General features: G+C 65.6%; 16 protein-coding genes. 9 read left to right on the top strand and 7 right to left on the bottom strand.

The window, feature by feature from the left end; genetic code table 11:
• Positions 1-3 precede the first annotated feature (3 nt).
• Both ACFSGJ_RS01820 and ACFSGJ_RS01815 read right to left on the bottom strand, forming a co-directional pair.
• Entirely contained in the window at positions 4-399 is a 396-nt protein-coding gene (locus ACFSGJ_RS01820) for a VOC family protein (protein ID WP_390259003.1), read from the bottom strand.
• A 23-nt stretch (positions 400-422) separates the two neighbouring features.
• Entirely contained in the window at positions 423-1,133 is a 711-nt protein-coding gene (locus ACFSGJ_RS01815; protein ID WP_390259001.1) for a fumarylacetoacetate hydrolase family protein, read from the bottom strand.
• Between the two features lie 186 nt (positions 1,134-1,319).
• On the opposite strand from ACFSGJ_RS01815, the gene ACFSGJ_RS01810 reads away from it, so the two are divergent.
• Positions 1,320-2,030, top strand: coding sequence for a FadR/GntR family transcriptional regulator (locus tag ACFSGJ_RS01810; RefSeq protein WP_390259000.1), 711 nt, complete (start codon positions 1,320-1,322; stop codon positions 2,028-2,030).
• Between the two features lie 331 nt (positions 2,031-2,361).
• Here the strand turns inward: ACFSGJ_RS01810 and ACFSGJ_RS01805 are convergent, their stop codons facing one another.
• A complete protein-coding gene (locus ACFSGJ_RS01805) occupies positions 2,362-3,090 on the bottom strand; it encodes a sulfite exporter TauE/SafE family protein (protein WP_390258998.1) in 729 nt (242 codons plus the stop codon).
• A 55-nt stretch (positions 3,091-3,145) separates the two neighbouring features.
• Entirely contained in the window at positions 3,146-4,891 is a 1,746-nt protein-coding gene (locus ACFSGJ_RS01800; RefSeq protein WP_390258997.1) for a thiamine pyrophosphate-requiring protein, read from the bottom strand.
• A gap of 251 nt (positions 4,892-5,142) precedes the next feature.
• On the opposite strand from ACFSGJ_RS01800, the gene ACFSGJ_RS01795 reads away from it, so the two are divergent.
• The 6 genes from ACFSGJ_RS01795 to ACFSGJ_RS01770 are packed head-to-tail and all read left to right on the top strand — an operon-like array spanning position 5,143 to position 12,998.
• Positions 5,143-6,096 carry a TAXI family TRAP transporter solute-binding subunit gene (locus ACFSGJ_RS01795; RefSeq protein WP_390258996.1) on the top strand — a complete coding sequence of 318 codons (954 nt, stop codon included), beginning with the start codon at positions 5,143-5,145 and terminating at the stop codon, positions 6,094-6,096.
• Between the two features lie 3 nt (positions 6,097-6,099).
• Positions 6,100-8,043: a TRAP transporter permease gene (locus tag ACFSGJ_RS01790; RefSeq protein ID WP_390258994.1), complete on the top strand. Its 1,944-nt coding sequence runs from the start codon at positions 6,100-6,102 to the stop codon at positions 8,041-8,043.
• Positions 8,040-8,885, top strand: a complete 846-nt coding sequence (locus ACFSGJ_RS01785) for an IclR family transcriptional regulator (RefSeq protein ID WP_390258992.1) — start codon at positions 8,040-8,042, stop codon at positions 8,883-8,885. The genes ACFSGJ_RS01790 and ACFSGJ_RS01785 overlap by 4 nt, the downstream gene beginning before the upstream one ends.
• 17 nt (positions 8,886-8,902) lie before the next feature.
• A complete protein-coding gene (locus ACFSGJ_RS01780; protein ID WP_390258991.1) occupies positions 8,903-9,919 on the top strand; it encodes an amidohydrolase family protein in 1,017 nt (338 codons plus the stop codon).
• Positions 9,916-11,355 (top strand): aldehyde dehydrogenase family protein, encoded by a 1,440-nt coding sequence (locus tag ACFSGJ_RS01775; protein WP_390258988.1) that lies wholly within the window; start codon positions 9,916-9,918, stop codon positions 11,353-11,355. Before ACFSGJ_RS01780 ends, ACFSGJ_RS01775 begins: the two co-directional genes overlap by 4 nt.
• A gap of 14 nt (positions 11,356-11,369) precedes the next feature.
• Positions 11,370-12,998 (top strand): FAD-dependent monooxygenase, encoded by a 1,629-nt coding sequence (locus tag ACFSGJ_RS01770; RefSeq protein ID WP_390258987.1) that lies wholly within the window; start codon positions 11,370-11,372, stop codon positions 12,996-12,998.
• 136 nt (positions 12,999-13,134) lie between these two features.
• Here the strand turns inward: ACFSGJ_RS01770 and ACFSGJ_RS01765 are convergent, their stop codons facing one another.
• Positions 13,135-13,854 carry an SDR family NAD(P)-dependent oxidoreductase gene (locus ACFSGJ_RS01765; protein ID WP_390258984.1) on the bottom strand — a complete coding sequence of 240 codons (720 nt, stop codon included), beginning with the start codon at positions 13,852-13,854 and terminating at the stop codon, positions 13,135-13,137.
• Between the two features lie 310 nt (positions 13,855-14,164).
• Entirely contained in the window at positions 14,165-14,587 is a 423-nt protein-coding gene (locus ACFSGJ_RS01760; RefSeq protein WP_390258983.1) for an organic hydroperoxide resistance protein, read from the bottom strand.
• 121 nt (positions 14,588-14,708) lie between these two features.
• Between ACFSGJ_RS01760 and ACFSGJ_RS01755 the strand changes: the two genes are divergently transcribed.
• Positions 14,709-15,146 carry a MarR family winged helix-turn-helix transcriptional regulator gene (locus tag ACFSGJ_RS01755; protein ID WP_390258981.1) on the top strand — a complete coding sequence of 146 codons (438 nt, stop codon included), beginning with the start codon at positions 14,709-14,711 and terminating at the stop codon, positions 15,144-15,146.
• Between the two features lie 9 nt (positions 15,147-15,155).
• On the opposite strand, the gene ACFSGJ_RS01750 is transcribed toward ACFSGJ_RS01755, so the two are convergent.
• Positions 15,156-15,797, bottom strand: a complete 642-nt coding sequence (locus ACFSGJ_RS01750) for a TetR/AcrR family transcriptional regulator (RefSeq protein WP_390258979.1) — start codon at positions 15,795-15,797, stop codon at positions 15,156-15,158.
• Between the two features lie 91 nt (positions 15,798-15,888).
• On the opposite strand from ACFSGJ_RS01750, the gene ACFSGJ_RS01745 reads away from it, so the two are divergent.
• The gene (locus tag ACFSGJ_RS01745; protein WP_390258977.1) at positions 15,889-16,830 is read left to right on the top strand and encodes an alpha/beta hydrolase family protein; all 942 of its coding nucleotides are present in this window, start codon (positions 15,889-15,891) and stop codon (positions 16,828-16,830) included.
• The last annotated feature ends 55 nt before the right edge of the window (positions 16,831-16,885 follow it).

Raw genomic sequence — 16,885 nt, 5'->3', positions numbered from 1 at the left:
GCCTCAGGTCTTGTCAGCGGTCTTGACGTAATCGACCCGCTTTTCGCTGCTCAGCTGGAGCCGCCATCCGTCCGGGTCGCGGAACAGCGCGTTCTTGCGTCCCGTCGTGGGCGAGGCATGGAGGTCGCGATAAAAGCTGATGCCCTTGGACACGAGATCCTCATAGGTTTCCTCGATGTCCCGCGCCCGGAACGAGATATGGTTGACGCCGGGGTTTTCCTCGGTCAGCAGCTCGTGGATCTCGATGATCGGCTGGTTTTCCCCCGGCAGCTGCAGCTCGGCCGAGCCGCCGTGATGTTCGGTCCAGCTCAGCAGCTTGAAGCCGAGCGCCTCGTAGAACTCTACATGCTTCTTCACGTCGCGGACGATCAGCTCGATATGGTCGATGGCGATGATCATGATGGTCTCCTTTGGGTTTGGGATCAGACGACGCGAACCTGAAGTTCGCCGATGCCGTCCACATGGGCGAGCATGACATCGCCGCGCTCGATGGCTCCGACACCTGAAGGGGTGCCGGAATAGATCAGGTCGCCCGGCGCCAGCGTGAAAAGCCCCGAGAGGTAGGAAATGATCTCGGGCGTTTTCCAGATCATCTGGTTCAGGTCGCCGGTCTGCCGCCGCGTTCCGTTCACGTCGAGCCAGATCGCGCCGGCGTCCGGATGGCCGATCTTGCTGGCGGGAACGATCGCGCTGCAGGGGGCGGAATGTTCAAAGGCCTTGCCGATCTCCCACGGGCGCTGCAGCTTCTTTGCCTCGCCCTGCAGGTCGCGCCGTGTCATGTCGATGCCGATCCCATAGCCGAAGACACAGTCGAGCGCCTGATCCAGCGGAATGTCCTTGCCGCCCTTGCCCAGTGCGATCACAAGCTCCGCTTCGAAATGCACATCGCCGGACGCGGGCGGATAGGGAAAATCGGCGCCGGCCGGCAGGATGTTGTCCGGGTTCTTCTGAAAGAAGAACGGCGGCTCCCGGTCGGGGTCATGGCCCATCTCGATCGCATGGGCGGCATAGTTGCGCCCGACGCAATAGATGCGCCGCACCGGAAACACGGCGTCAGAGCCGGAAACCTCAACGGTCGTCACAGGGGGAAGCGGGACAGCATATGTCCCGAAAGCGGCTGAATCGCCTCGCATAGGATACCTTCGTCGGTTTGGAGCTTGTGGATTGATCCTTTATTCCTGAACCAATTACGTCAAGTCATAAAATTGATACGGGATTGATTTTTTACCAATCCGGTGAGGAACGGATGGAAATTGCCGGAACATGCCGCTATGTTTCGGATGTGCGCTATCAGAAGTTGTGCTTTCAAGGAGTGGGTGATGTCGCTTACCGAAGTCATGACGCCCTCGGATCAATTCGTTTCCGATGAAGGGCGGGCGGCCTATACGCAGTTGCTCGCCTTCATGGCGCAGCACGAATTCAAGGATCAGGGCCGCCTGCCCGCGGAACGCGAACTGGTCGAGGTTCTGGGCGTCACCCGCCGCGCGCTTCGCAAGGCACTCGCCCTGGCCGAGGCCGAGGGCCGCATCTGGCGGCATGTCGGCAAGGGCACCTTTCTGGGCGCCCGCCCCACCGCCGAGGAAGACCCCAAGGCCAACGTCATCAAGCAGACGAGCCCCCGCGACGTGATCCGCGCCCGGCTGACGCTTGAACCCGCCCTTGCACGAGAGGCCGCGCTGAACGCCTCGGCTGCCGATATCGACGAATTGCAGCTTTGCGCCCGTAACTGCCGCGAGGCGGGCACCTGGCGCAAATATGAGAACTGGGACAACCAGCTGCATATCGCCATCGCCGGCGCGACCCAGAACCGTGTCCTTGCGATGCTGTTCGACGAATTGAACACGATCCGCAGAACGGTTGTCTGGGGCCGCTCGCGCAGCGACAGCCCCGGCCCGCCAGCAAACCACCATTCCTTTGACGAACATGACGCCATTGTCTCGGCGATCATTGACCGGGATCCCGCTGCGGCTGAGGCTGCGATGCGGCGCCATATCGAGACGGTGTCCTACAAGCTTCTGGGCCATCGCTGACATCGGTGGGACAGCCCGTGCCGGGCGCGCTCGCTGCACGCGGCTGACGTGCGCGAAGTTGAACTTCTCATCCCGGCCCTTCAAATCGGGCGGGCGGATGATGCCGTCTTTTACGCCTTGGCGATCGGCAGGACGTCTCCGTTCCGTCGAGCCCCCGCTCTAGACGCTCAGCGGCTGGGTCAGCGGCTCGCGACATGAGGTCGAGCCAGCCGCCCGCACAATCCGCGAAGGGTTCAACCTCATCACCGGGGCTTGCGCCACGCTCGACATCGGCAGGGACGGATGCGATGGAGCTCGCGGTCGGGCGCTGGTCCGGACAGATCGGCCCTGCTTAAACAAGTCCCGCAAGGATGCGGATCGCGATTGCCCCCAGCAGCACAAGGATCACCCGGTCGAACACCTGCGGCGACCAGCGCCGCGCCAGCCACCGCCCCAGCGGCATGAAGGCCGAGAGCACGATCAGCGCCCCGAGGCTGAGCAGGAGCCTGTCCCAGGTCAGGAAGCCGAGCGCGAAAAGGGCGGGCGCCTGAACCGCCGTGACGCAGACGAAAAAGGCCGAGATCGTGGCGATGAAGGTTGCCCGTTCCAGCCGCATCGCGTTCAGAAAGCTGAGCGAGACCGGCGCCGAAAGGCCTGTCGCCCCCTGCAAGAGCCCGCCCGCAAGGCCTGCGATGCCCGCGACCCGCCGCGCCAGCGGATAGCCGAGCGTGGCCGAGGCGCTGCGCGGCATGATCCGCATAGCGATATAGGCGATCACCCCCACTGCCACCAGAAGCGACAAGAGGTCGGCCGAGACGAAGGCGAGCATCCAGCTGCCCACCAGCACGCCCAGCCCGCCCGCGATGCAGAAGCGCAGCAGGAACCCCGCCGGCAGCGCGGCGCGGCGATAGGCCCAGCCCTGCCAGACGTTGCTCAGCAGGTTCGGCAGGATCATGAGCGTCACCGCCAGCCGCACGTCATAGACCATGGTCAGCGCGGGGATGGCGATGATCGGCGCCCCCGCACCCGTGGCCCCCTTGAGGATACCGCCAAGCGCGAGGCTGAGGATGGCCCAGATCATCGGGTGTCCTTTCGGTCGTTCTGTCGTCGGCGCGGGTGCGTCTATGCCCCGCGCGTTAATGCCTGTCGGAAACCGAAATGGCCACATCCAGCACCGCCTGCCGCCGTTCCTCGCGGATCACGCGCAGCGCCCGGTCCAGGGCTGCGGGCAGGTCGGCGCCGTCGGTGACCCGTTCGGTATGGGCGCGGCTTGCAGCGGCCACCATCAGATAGTCCGGCGCGGGTTCGAGCGAGGTGAGCGGCATCGTGTTCATCCGCGCCGCAGCGCCCCCCGGATAGGCATTGACGACCGAGCGGCGCACCGCGTTCCACATCCCGTTGTTCTTGATGATCGTAAGGACCGGCAGCCGCAGCGCCTCGGCGATCTGGTGGCAGGCGACGGGGTTCGCGAACATGTAGGACCCGTCGCCGATACAGGCGATCACCAGCCGGTCGCGGTCGGCAAGCTGTGCCCCCAGCGCCGCCGGCAATCCCCAGCCGAGGCCCCCCGAATGGGGATTGTTGAACATCCGGTTCGGCCCTTTCAACCGCATGGCGCCCGGCACCACGCCCAGTTCGCCAAAGATCACGGCGCGGTCGTCCATGATATCCGACAGGCAATGGCTGAGCCATTCTGCGGTCATCGGGCTGGTCGCGCCATCCTGCGCCTGCGCCCGGGCGGCGGTGCGCCGGTCGGCACTGCGGGCGGAAAGGCTCGCGCGACGGGCGACCGTGTGGGGGCCCGGTTGCCCGAGCGCGGCATCGAGCGCATCGAGCGCCGCCGCCGGATCGGCGACGATCGCGAGGTCGTTGCGATAGCCCCGCACCGGCATCCGCCGGAACAGCGGGTCGGGGCCGATATGGGCCACGCGCACGCCGGGGGCGGGGCTGTGTGTGGCCTCGATCCAGGGAACGCCGCTGTCGAGCACGATGATGAGATCGGCGCCGGCGATGGCCGGTTTCGGGTCATGGCCCTGAAACATCGGATGATCGGTCGCCATGACGTTGCGGATGCTGAAGGGTTCGGCCACCGCGATGGCGTGCCGGTCGGCCAGCCGCGCCAGTGCCGCTGCACTGCGTCCGCCCGTATCGCCCCGCTGGGTCAGGATCAGGGGCGCGCGGGCGGCACTGATCCATTCCGCAAGCCGGGCGATGGCGGCGGGGTCTGGGGCGGCGGGCTCGGCCCGGACCTGCGCGGGGGCGGGCGGGACGGTGGGCGGGATGACCTCGCCCAGCGGTTCGCGCGGCAGGCTGAGATAGACGGGGCCCGCGGGCACGCTGGCCGCAAGGGTCAGCGCCCGGGTCACGAGGCTGTCGCCCTGTTCGGGATAGCGCATCTCATAGGTGAATTTCGCGACATCGCGCACCAGCGAGGACTGGTCATACATTTCCTGCCCATACTGGATGGGGGTGGCGCGACAGCCTTCGCGGCCCGTTTCGGTGATCGGCGTGCGGCCCGACATCATCAGGACGGGGATGTCATCGCTCGCCGCGTTGATCATGCCCATGACGCTGTTCGCAAGCCCGACATTGACGTGGACCATCACCGCCTGCGGCGCGCCGGTCATCAGGTAATAGCCATGCGCCATCGCCACACCCGCCGTTTCATGGGGCACGAGCAGCGGGACAGGTTGTGATTCGGGGTCGAGCCGGGCCATCGCCTCGATGATCGGGGGGAAGTCTGTCCCGCTATTTGAGAAAAGATAGGTCACGCCGTTCCGGCGGAGGCTGCGCAAAAGCGCCTCGGCCCCGGTTTGCGGATCGGCTTGCTGTTCGGGTGCGGGCTGTGTGTCGCCTTGCGCCCGTGATCCTGAATTCTGCATGATTTCCTCCCCTGAAATCCGATATTTTACTGCATTCCTGTCGCGAGCAACGCAAAGGTTGCGCCTTCCGAACTGCGCCCCCACGCAGGCCCCGCGCTTGCCATCCTCTCCCCCCGCTGCGCGGGTCTTTGGCATCCGGGCGAAGATTGCGCTTGAAATATGCGACGGCGCAAGTCCATACTTTTCACGAAATCCCACTTAGTGAGATTTCATATGGGCCGGGGAGGGCCCGCAATCGGGGGGAGAAACCAATGCGCAGACTTGTCTATTCGCTTGCCTTCGGGGCAGGCGCAGCCTTTGCAGCGCCGGCCCTGGCGCAGAATGTGGGCATCGCCACGTCCAATCCGGGCTCGATTTTCCACAATATTGGAACGGCCGTTGCGAATGTCGCCAATAACGCCGGTATCCGGGCGACGATCCAGCCCGCCACCAGCCCGAACCAGTATATCCCGTTCGTTGCATCCGGCGGGATCGAGTTCGGCGTCGCGAACCTGCAAGAGGTCAACTATGCCCTTGAAGGCAAGGAATGGTTCTCAGGAAGTGAGAATCCGGACCTGCGCATCGTCGGGCAGATCATGCCGCTGGTCGAGGCGATCTTCGTGCGCGCCGACAGTGGCATCGAAAGCGTCGCAGACCTGCGGGGCCAGCCGATGGTCGATGGCTATACGGCGCAGCAGACGATCCTGCCGCAGCTCGATGCGATCTATTCGACCGTGGGCATGACGCGCGCCGACATGGTGCCGGTGAACGTGCCGAGCGTCGTCGCAGGGGCCGATGCGTTCATCGCGGGCGATGCGGTGGGCTTCATCTTTGCCCATGGCGCGGGCAAGGTGCGCGAGGCCGATGCCGCCGTGGGCGGCTTGCGCGCGCTGACGGTCGAGCCGACCGACGAGGCGCTGGAGGTTGCGCGCCAGCACTGGCCGGTGGCCTTCTTTGCCGAGCTTGCCGCAGGCTCGAACCCCGGCGTCAACGAGGATGGCTGGTTCTTCGCCTATCCGCAGGTGGTCTTTACCCATGCCGGGGCGGATGAAGACACCGTCTACGCGATGACCAAGGCGCTATACGAGGGCAAGGACGCGCTGGCGGCGACCATGCCGGGCTTCCGCGACTTCAACCCGGATGACATGGCGAATGACGTCGGCGTGTCCGAGTTCCACCCCGGCGCGATCCGCTTTTACCGCGAAATCGGCATCTGGGAAGAGTGAGCCATGACCGGGATCCCCGCACCGCGCCGCACCCCCGGCCTTTCGCCCGCGATCTGGCGGCCGGTCGCCCATGTGCTGGGCGCCTGCCTGACGCTGGTCGCGATCCTGTGGGCGCTGGGTGTGCCGCGGATGCTGGGGATCTCGTTCTATCCGCAGCAGTTGCTGGCGCTGGTGCTGGGGCTTGCCATGCCCATCGCCTATCTGTCGCTGCCGGCGCGGATCGGCGCGGACCGCGACATTGCACCCTGGTATGACGTGGTGGCGGCGCTGGCCTCGGCGCTGGCGGTGGGCTATCTGGTGATCCGCTACCCGGCGCTGGTGAACCTCGTCTTTTCGCGGCCCCTGGGCGTCTGGTTGCCGGGGCTGGTCATCATCCTCTTGCTGCTGGAGGCGTTGCGCCGGGCGGCGGGCATGGCGCTGGTCGTCATCATCGCGGTCTTTCTGCTTTATGCGCTGTTCGGCGATCTGGTGCCGGGGCGGCTGCAGGGGCGTCCGCAGGACTGGCAGATGCTGTCAGGCTACATGGCGTTCGACTCGAACGGTATCCTCGGCACGCCCATCGCGGTGGCGGCGACCGTGGTCGTGACCTTCATCCTCTTCGGGCAGCTTCTGGGGGTAACGGGGGGGTCGGCGTTTTTCACCGATAGCGCGCTTTTGGGGATGGGGCGGTTCCGGGGCGGCGCGATGAAGATCTCGGTCGTGGCCTCGGGGCTCTTCGGTTCGATCTCGGGCTCGGCGGTGGCGAATGTGGTCGGCACGGGCGTCATCACCATTCCGATGATCAAGCGCGACGGCTACCCGGCGCACAAGGCGGCGGCGATCGAGGCGGTGGCCTCGACCGGCGGGCAGTTGATGCCGCCCGTGATGGGGGCCGCGGCCTTCCTGATGGCCGAGTTCCTGTCGGTGCCCTATTCGCATATCGTGATGTCCGCGCTGGTGCCGGCGCTGCTTTACTATATCGCGCTCTTCATCCAGGCGGATCTGGAGGCGGCCAAGCTGGGAATTTCCCGCGTGCCCGCATCCGAGATCCCGCAGCGGCGCGCGGTTCTGGGCGGGCTGCATTTCGTGCTGGCCTTCGTCTTTCTGATCTACACGCTTTTCAGCCTGAACTGGCAGCCGGAGCGTGCGGCGCTGGTGGCGGCGCTGTCGGTGGTGGTGACGGCGCTTCTGTTCGGTTACCGCGGCGGGCGGCCCAGGTTCGGCACGATCCTCGGCACGATATCGGCGACAGGCCTGTCGGTCGTGGAGATCATCCTGATTTCCGGCGCATCGGGCATCGTCGTGGGGGTGCTGAACGTCACCGGGCTCAGCTTCAACCTGACCTATGCGCTGGTGCAGATCGGGGCGGGCAGCACGATATTGCTGCTGGCGCTCTCGGCGCTGGTCTGCATCGTTCTGGGGATGGGGCTGCCGACGCTGGGGGTCTATGTGCTGCTGGCGGCGCTGGTCGCACCGGCCCTTGTGCAGATGGGGATCGAGCCGATCGCCGCGCATCTCTACGTCCTCTACTTCGGCATGATGTCGATGATCACGCCGCCGATCGCGCTTGCGGCCTTTGCGGCGGCGAGCATCGCCAAGGCGCCGTCGATGGCCACGGGCTTTGCCGCGATGCGGTTCGGCTGGGCGGCCTATGTGATCCCGGTGCTGTTCGTCTTTTCGCCGACGCTGCTGATGATCGGCGCGCCGCTGGAAATCGGCATCGCCATCGTCACGGCGGTGATCGGGGTCTGGCTGATATCGGCCGCGCTGGCGGGCTATCTGACCACGCGGCTGGGGCCCCTGCACCGGCTGGCGCTGGCCGTCTTTGGCCTGATGTCGCTGGTGCCCGCCGGGGTCGCGTCCTGGGGGATCGTCAGCGATCTGGTCGGGGTGGTTGGCGGCGCGGTGCTTCTGGTTCACGCTTTCTTTTTCCAGAAGCCCTCTACCGCACCGGAGACCGCCACATGACCACCGCCAACAGTTTCGAAAAGGGGCTCAGGATACTCGACCTCTTTCGCGAGGACCGTCTGGAATGGACCGCGGAAGAGATGATGGAGGAGCTGGGCTATCCGCGCCCGACGCTTTACCGCTACATCAGGACGCTGCGGGATGCGGGGCTTTTGACGGCGCTGTCGGGTGCCGGGTTCACACTGGGGCCGCGCGTGGTCGAGTTCGACTATCTGATGCGCAAGTCCGACCAGCTTGTCACCCGCAGCCAGCCGCATCTGGAGGCGCTGACGGCGGCCTGGCCCTGCACGGCGCTGGCGGTTCGCTGGTACGGTCAGCGCATCCTCTGCGTGGCCTCCGAATGTTCGACGCCGAACCCCTTGTCCAGCTATCCGCGCGGCAGGCCGATGCCGCTGGCGCGCGGGGCGATTTCACGCTCGATCATCGCCTTTCTGCCGCGGGCGCAGATGCAGCAGATGATCGAACAGAACCTGGCGGAATTCGGGCAGGTAGGGCTGGGCAAGACCGCGGCCGAGATCGCCGAGCGGTTCCGCGAGGTGCGCCGCGCCGGTCACGCGGTGGCCTATGGCGAGGTGACGCCGGGCGTGGTGGGGATCGCGGCGCCGGTCTTTGACGGGGCGCGCGCGCCCGTGGCGAGCCTTTGCGTCACCATCGCCGGGTCCACCCTGACCGGTGAGCGGATCGAGGAGATCGCCGCCCATGTGCGCCGCGCCGCCGAAGAGGTGACGAAGGCGCTTTCGCCCGCACGGGCGATACCCCCGGGCGGGCAGGTGCCCGGGGACTGCGGCGCGGATGGTGCCGGAACGATGGCGGCCCAAGGGCCCGCCGAAGCTGCGACATGACAGGAACGGAGACGACAGTGAAAAAGATCGACATCTTCAACCATATCTGGCCGGAAAAATTCTTTGACGCGCTGATCGCGCATATCGGCACGATGAGCGACATCACCAAACGGTCGGGCGATGTGCCGATGATGACCGATCTGGACCGCCGGTTTCAGGTGATGGATGAATTCGGCCCGGATTACTGTCAGGTCCTGTCGCTTGCCTCGCCGCCGCTGGAAAAACTCGCCGGTCCGGAAAAGGCGCTGGAGCTGTCGCGGATCGGCACCGATGCAATGGCCGAGCTTTGCGAACAGCACCCCGAACGGTTTCCCGCCTTCATCGGCACGGTGCCCATGAACAATCCCGATGCGATGGTCGAGGAAAGCCGCCGCGCGATCGAGGAGATGGGCGCCGCGGGCATGCAGATCTTCACCAACGTCAACGGCAAGCCGCTGGACCTGCCGGAATTCGCGCCCTTCTTCGATTACATGGCCAAGGCGGACAAGCCCGTCTGGATGCACCCGGCGCGCGGCGCGAATTTCACCGACTACCTGACCGAGGACCAGTCGCAATATGAGATCTGGTGGACCTTCGGCTGGCCCTATGAAACCTCTGCCGCGATGGCGCGGATGGTGTTTTCGCAGTTCTTCGACAAGTTCGAGGGGCTGCGCGTCATCACCCATCACGGCGGCGGCATGATCCCGTTCTTTGAAGGGCGCGTCGGCCCCGGCTGGGACCAGATGGGGGCCCGCACCTCGGACCGGGATCTGGCGGCGGTGCGCAAGGCGCTGAAGCGGCCGCACCTCGAATACTTCAAGGAATTCTATGCCGACACCGCCACCTTCGGGTCGCGCAAGGCCATCGAGCACGCGATGGAGTTCTTTGGCGAGGACCGCGTGGTCTTTGCCTCTGACGCGCCCTTCGACCCCGAGGGCGGGCCGAAATACATCCGCGACACCATCCGCATCATCGAGGAGATGGACATCACCGACGCGCAGCGGCGCAAGATCTTCCAGGACAACGCCGCCGGTCTTCTGGGGCTCAAGCTGTGACCATCGCCCGCCATTACATCAACGGCGAATGGCTGGCAGAGGGGGCGCTGGACGACAGCACCAATCCCGCCGATGGCAGCCTGCTGGGCCAGTATCACCGGGGCAGTCGTGACCTGACCGATCAGGCCATCGCGGCGGCACGGACGGCGTTCCTTGCAGGGGGATGGGCATCCTCTCCCCGCCGGCGGGCCGCCGTCCTGTTCGAATTCGCGGACCGGCTGGAGGCGGCGCTGGACGATCTGGCCGACCTGATCGTGGCAGAAAACGGCAAGCTGCGCGCCGAGGCGGTAGGCGAGTTGCGCGGCTCCATCTCCGAGGCGCGGTATTACGGTGGGCTGGCGCGCACCGTTCTGGGCCGGAGTTTCGAGGGCGAGCCGGGGAACTTCTCGATCATGCATCGCGAGCCTTGCGGGGTGGCGGCGATCATCGTGCCGTGGAACGCGCCGGTCACGCTCCTGGTCCGCTCGCTTGGCCCGGCGCTGGCCGCCGGGTGCACCTGCGTCATCAAGCCCGCGCATCAGACGCCGCTGATCCATGCGCGGGTGATGGAATGTCTGGCGGACTGCCCGTCGCTGCCTGCCGGCGTCGTGAACTCGGTCAATGAGAACGGGATCGAGGTGGGGCAGGCGCTAGTCACCTCTCCGCATGTCGATACGATCAGCTTTACCGGGTCGAGCCAGACCGGGCGCCACATCATGGCGGCGGCGGCGCCGACGCTGAAGCGGGTCGGGCTGGAACTGGGCGGCAAGGCGCCTGCCGTGATCTTTGGCGATGCCGATATCGACCGCGCGGTGCGGGAGCTGACGCGCGGCTCGCTGATGATGGCGGGTCAGATCTGCGTGGCGGCGACGCGGCTTCTGGTCCACCGGTCGGTGGAGGCCGAATTCACCCGCCGCATGGTCGAGGCATTCCGCGCCGTGCGTGTGGGGCCCGGCCATGATCCGGCCAGCGAGATGGGCGCGCTGATCGACAAGCCCAACGAGTCGCGCCTTCTGCGCCTTATCGAACAGGCGGCGGACGAAGGTGAGCTTTTGCTGCGGGGCGCGCAGCCGGGCGGTGCGCTGACGCAGGGAGCCTTTGTGACGCCGAGCCTCTTTCGCATCGACGACATTGGTTCGGCGCTGGTGCAGGAGGAGTTGTTTGGCCCGCTCGTCTCCATCGAGCCCTTCGAGGATGAGGCCGAGGCGGTCGAAAAGGCCAATGCCACGGTCTATGGCCTTGCCGCCAGTGTCCACACCCGGGATCTGGAACGCGCCATGCGCATCAGCCGTGCGATCCGGGCCGGGACCGTCTGGCTCAACTGTCACGGGCGGCTTTTCGCAGAGGGTGAAACCGGCGGCTACGGCCAATCGGGCCTTGGCCGGCTGCACGGGGTCGAGGGGCTGAACGACTTTCTGGAAACCAAGCACATCTATATGGAGCAGGGGGTCCTGTGACGGGCGGCAACACCATGGCAGAACAGCAGGACTACGATGTCGTCGTGATGGGCGGCGGCCCGGTGGGCATGGGACTCGCCATCGAGCTTGGCCAACGCGGCATCCGGGTGGCGGTGGTTGAACGCTATCCCGAACCGCAGGCGGTTCCCAAGGGCCAGAACCTGACCCAGCGGAGCATGGAGCATTTCCACGCCTGGGGCGCCGAGGCCGAACTTCGGGCCGCCCGCACCGTGCCGCGCGAACACGGCATCGGCGGGCTGACCTGCTATGGCACCTTGTTGTCGGACTGGCATTACGACTGGCTGCAGCGGGAACTCGTGCGCCCCTATTACTTCACCGACAACGAGCGGCTGCCACAATACGCGACCGAGGCGGTGCTGCGTGCCCGGGCAGCGGCGATCCCGTCGGTCACCATCTTCTATGGCTGGACGGGCGAGGCTGTTCGTCAGGATGACAGCGGTGCCGAGGTGACGATCACCCGTCGCGACGGCGGCGGGACCATGACCCTGCGCGGGCGCTATCTGGTGGGTTGCGACGGCAGCCGGTCCCGCGTTCGTACCGGGGCGGGCATCACCGAAACCTGCCGCGACCACGACATGAAGATGGTGCTGCTGGTCTTTCGCTCGACCGGGTTGCACCGGCTGTTGCAGCGCTATCCGGACAAGGCGTTTTACAGCGTGCTGCATCCGGATCTCAAAGGCTACTGGCAGTTCTTTGGCCGGGTCGATCTGGGCACGACCTGGTTTTTCCACGCCCCCGTCCCGCATGATGCCACCGCCGAAAACCACGACTTCGCTGGTCTCTTGCATCGGGCGGTGGGCGCGGAGTTTGATGTGGCATTCGACCATGTCGGGTTCTGGGACCTGCGGGTGGCGCTCGCCGACCAGTACCGGCGGGGGAGGATCTTCCTGGCCGGAGATGCGGCGCACAGCCACCCGCCCTATGGCGGCTACGGCATAAACACCGGGTTCGAGGACGCCCGCAACCTTGGCTGGAAGCTGGCGGCGACCCTGCAGGGCTGGGGCGGCGAGGCGCTTCTGGACAGTTATGATGCCGAGCGGCGGCCGGTTTTTGCCTCGACCGCGCGGGACTTCATCGAAAAGTTCATCGAGGAGGATCGCGACTTCCTCGCCACCCACGACCCCGACCGCGACCTGCAAGGGTTCCGCGCGGCATGGGAAGCGCGGGCAAAGGGCGCCCCTGAGGTGAACGCCTATGAGCCGAATTACCGCGGATCGCCCATCGTCACCGGCGGCCCCCAAGGCCAGCCGAGCGCGCGCGGCGCCCATTCGCACCTTGCGCGGGCGGGGCATCATCTGTCTCCCTTTATCCTCCCGGACGGGCGCAACGTATACGAGGCGCTGGGGCCGGGGTTCACGCTGGTCGCGCGGCGGGCGGATGCCGGGGACGTCTTTGCGCGGGCGGCGGCCGGGTTGGGCCTGCCGCTGACGGTGATCGCGGATGCGGGTGACGGGGCCGGCGAGGCGGGTCCCGGGGCGGCCCTGGTCCTTGTGCGCCCCGACAGTTTCGTGGCCTGGACGGGCGAGGCGGCCGATGACGCCCGCGCCACGGCGGTTCTGACCCGCGCGGCGGGGCTGGACGTGGTGCAGGCGGACAAGGCCGCGCGGGCCGCGGCGGGCTGAGCCTCGGCTGGCGCTGGCGAGGATCAGGAAGGCCTTGAGGCAGCACATCTTTGCCGCCGCCCTTGTCGTACGGAAAGTGACGCGTGTCTCGCGAACCGTCTTTGAGGCAGCGCTGTTCCCCCGGGCTGCCAGAGCTTCACCGAGCCAGATACCCGCCGTCGATCACCAGTTCGCTCCCGGTCATGAAAGACGACTCGTCACTCGCGAGAAAGACACAGCCATTCGCAATTTCCGCAGGCGTGCCCGCGCGGCCCATCGGGGTCAGCCCGACCACATACTTGTTTACCTCCGGGTCCTGTGACTGGGTCATCGGCGTATCAATGAACCCGGGCAACACGGAATTCACCCGAATTCCGTCGCCGGCATAGGTGATCGCCGCATTCCTGGTCATCATCAGCACGGCACCCTTGCTCGCATGGTAGGCATACGCTCCGGGCGCGGCGGCACTACCATAGATCGACGAGACGTTGATGATCGCCCCCGCTCCCTGCCTCTTCATCGCGGGAATGACCGCCCTCATGCCGAGAAAGACACCTGTTTGGTTCACGCCGATCACATGGTTCCAGGACTTCAGGTCGAGTTCTTCCAGCGGTTCATAGGCCACGATACCGGCATTGTTGACGAGAACATCTATCCGACCGTACTTTGACAGCGTCCCCTCCGCGACGCGAGACCAAGCGGTCTCGCTTGTTACGTCCAGTTCAACCATCTCGACGCCGCGCGGATAGCCGCCCGCGGGTGCGCTGCGGCTTGCCGCTATGACCTTTGCTCCTTCGGCGGCGAATGCCTCAGCGATACCAAAGCCGATGCCGCGGGAGGCCCCGGTCACGATCGCAATCTTTCCCTGCAATCTCATAAATGCCTCCTTCCGGTAGTTTCGTGTTTTCTGCCGATCATTGGCCCGACGGTCGCAGCACCACAAAACCACAAAGGTGCAGGCCGGAAACTGCCTTCTTCTTCCTGTCGTAACTCATGTGCCACTTTAATCCAGAAGAAGTTGACCGGATGCCCGGTACCGGATGTGTGGTCCATTCAGACCCATGTTCTCGGAATGAGTTTGCCGGGTCTCCCAGGGCGTCAGGTTCCCCAAGGCGTCAGGCCAAGGGTCAACGTCAATTCCCGTCCCCGAGGACGCCCCCGGAGACGGATATTGGGACCAATGGATTTCAGACGATGGTCAATACGACATCGACGTTGTTTCTGGTCGCGTTCGAGTAGGGACAGGTCTGATGCGCGAGCTCTACCGCCCGTTCTGCTTCCTCACGGGAAAGACCCGGCAGGCTGATCTCCAGCTCGGTCGTGATCCCAAAGCCGCCTTCGCTGCGCGGGCCGATGCCGACGGTCGCAGTGATCGAAGCGTCTTGCGGGATCTTCACCTTGGCCTGAGATGCAATCGCCTTGAGCGCGCCGAGGAAGCAGGCGGAGTAACCGGCCGCAAAGAGCTGTTCCGGGTTGGCACCGTCGCCCCCGTTGCCACCCAGTTCCTTTGGTGTGGACAGCGCAATTTCCCGCCCGCCCTCGATCACTGACTTACCTTCGCGACCGCCGGTGGAGGTGGCCTTGGTGGTGTAAAGAACGTTTACCGACATGATGGCTCCTTATCTGATTATCACGCAAATCATTATCGCGCTAATCGTCATCTAGTGCATTTGCTCTCATGCGTCCAGCTTTTTTATTGCCGCGATAAACAAGATCGTGGTAAGCAATCGCATGACCCAGAACACCCCCCTCGAACTCCAGTTGTGCTTTTCGCTCTATTCCACATCCTTGGCGGTCAGCCGGCTCTACAAGCCGCTGCTCGACAGGCTCGGAATCACCTATCCGCAGTATCTCGTGCTGAACGTCCTGTGGGAGAACGATGGCCTGAGCATCGGCAAGATCGCCGCCCGGCTTGACCTTGAATCGAGCACGATCACCCCACTGGTCAAGCGGCTGGAAGCCGCGTCACTGGTGCGCCGCACGCGCAGCGCCGAGGATGAACGCAGCGTCCAGGTGAGCTTGACCGATAAGGGCAAGATGCTGAGCGAACAGAGCCGCTGTCTGGGCGAAGCTCTTTTCGCCAAAGCGGGCATGACCGCAAAAGAGATCGTCGCGCTCAACCAGGAAGTTCGCCGCCTCCGCGCCGCCCTGACGGACGAGGCAAAGTGACCGTCCCGGCTATTTTCTCTTTGGCGCCCCATAACGCAGGCCATCAAGCAGCAGCATGACCATGCGTTCGATATGTGCCGCCCCGTCGTTCCCGGATGCCACGGCAAGGTTGCCGATCGCGCGCAGCAGATCATAGGGCGCGATGTCGGAACGGATCTCGCCCGCATCGGCGGCGGTCCTGAGCAGCATCGACAGCGCGGGTTCGAACCGGGCCCGGAAATAGTCGGGCAAGGCCGCAAATGCCGCATCGCCCGAATGAAGCGCGGCGGCCAACCCCTGCTTGGTGGCCAGGAACCGCGTATAGAGCATCAGCCAGCCGGACAGCGCCTCGACCGGCCCGCCCTTGGCGGCAAGCGGCCCCGCCGCATCGGCGCAGGCGTCAACCTCGCGCCGGAACACGGCGGCCACCAGATCGGCGCGGGTCGGGAACCGTCGATAGAGCGTGCCCAGCCCGACACCGGCCCCGGTCGCGATTTCCCGGATCGGCGCATCGACCCCTGACCGCGCAAAGACGATCTTTGCGGCCTCCAGAATCGCCTCTTCGTTTCGGCGGGCATCGGCGCGCAGCCGCGGCGCGCGCGTCCCGGCCAGGTCCCTGCCCGGCGCCGCCGACGCGCCCGCGTGACGCGATTCAGGCCGCGATTCCGACATGCCTATTTCACCCCCTTGCTAAACGGATCATTGATCCGTATATCGGTATCGGATCAGCGATCCGTTTGATACGTAGGAGGCCCGAGATACGATGTCCAGCCTGTTCCCCCATCTCCGCACCATGCCCGACACCCTGCCCCCCGTCGTGTCCGTCGCGCCCATTGCCCTGCCCTCTTCTGCGGCGCGGGGGATTGACCTGCAGCTGCGGGTCTCGGGCCCCGTCGCAGGCGACGCGCTGCCGGTCATCCTCTTCTCGCACGGCAATGGCCAGTCGCTTCATGCCTATGGCCCGCTTGCCGATCATTGGGCGGCACAGGGCTTTGTCGTCATCCAGCCTACGCATCTCGATTCGCGGATGCTCGGCCTTGGGGCCGACGATCCCCGCCGCCCGCAGTTCTGGCGCCACCGCGAGGAAGACCTGACAGCCATTCTGGATAGCCTCGACCAGATCGAGCAGGCGGCGCCGATGTTCCGGGGCAGGCTCGATCGCGGGCGGATCGCGGTCGCCGGTCATTCATGGGGCGGGCAGACCGCGGGCACGTTGCTCGGCGCGACCCATCCCGATCCGGATACGGGATCGGTGGTCGATCGAAAGGACGACCGCGTCAAGGCAGGCGTGCTGCTGGCCGCGCCGGGCCGCGGGGACGACCTGACCGAACATGCGGCCCGCACCTTTCCGTTCCTCTACCCGGATTTCGCGACCATGACGGCGCCAACGCTGATTATCGTGGGCGATCATGACTTGGGCGGCCTGTCGACACGCGGGGCGGGCTGGTGGCGCGACGCCTATGACCTGAGCCCGTCGCCAAAAGCGCTGTTCACTGCCTTTGGCGGGGAACACTCCCTGGGCGGTATTCCCGGTTACGAGGCGCGCGAGACGACGGATAACCGGCCAGAGCGGGTCGCGGCGGTCCAGCACCTCTCGACCGCGTTCCTGCGCAGTTCGCTTTATCCCGGTGACGCTGCCTGGGCCGAAGCCGTCGCCGCGATCACTGCCCATGCCACACCGGAGGGCCGCATCGAGACGAAGTGAGCCAGAGGCCCGCACCCCACCCTTCCCTGTCACCACAACCACCGTACTGGAGATT

This window comes from Halodurantibacterium flavum, from assembly GCF_042681825.1.
In the GTDB taxonomy this organism is placed as follows: Bacteria; Pseudomonadota; Alphaproteobacteria; order Rhodobacterales; family Rhodobacteraceae; genus Halodurantibacterium; species Halodurantibacterium flavum.
The sequence above is the reverse complement of the archived record's forward strand: the minus strand, read 5'-3'. Positions and strand labels throughout refer to the sequence as shown.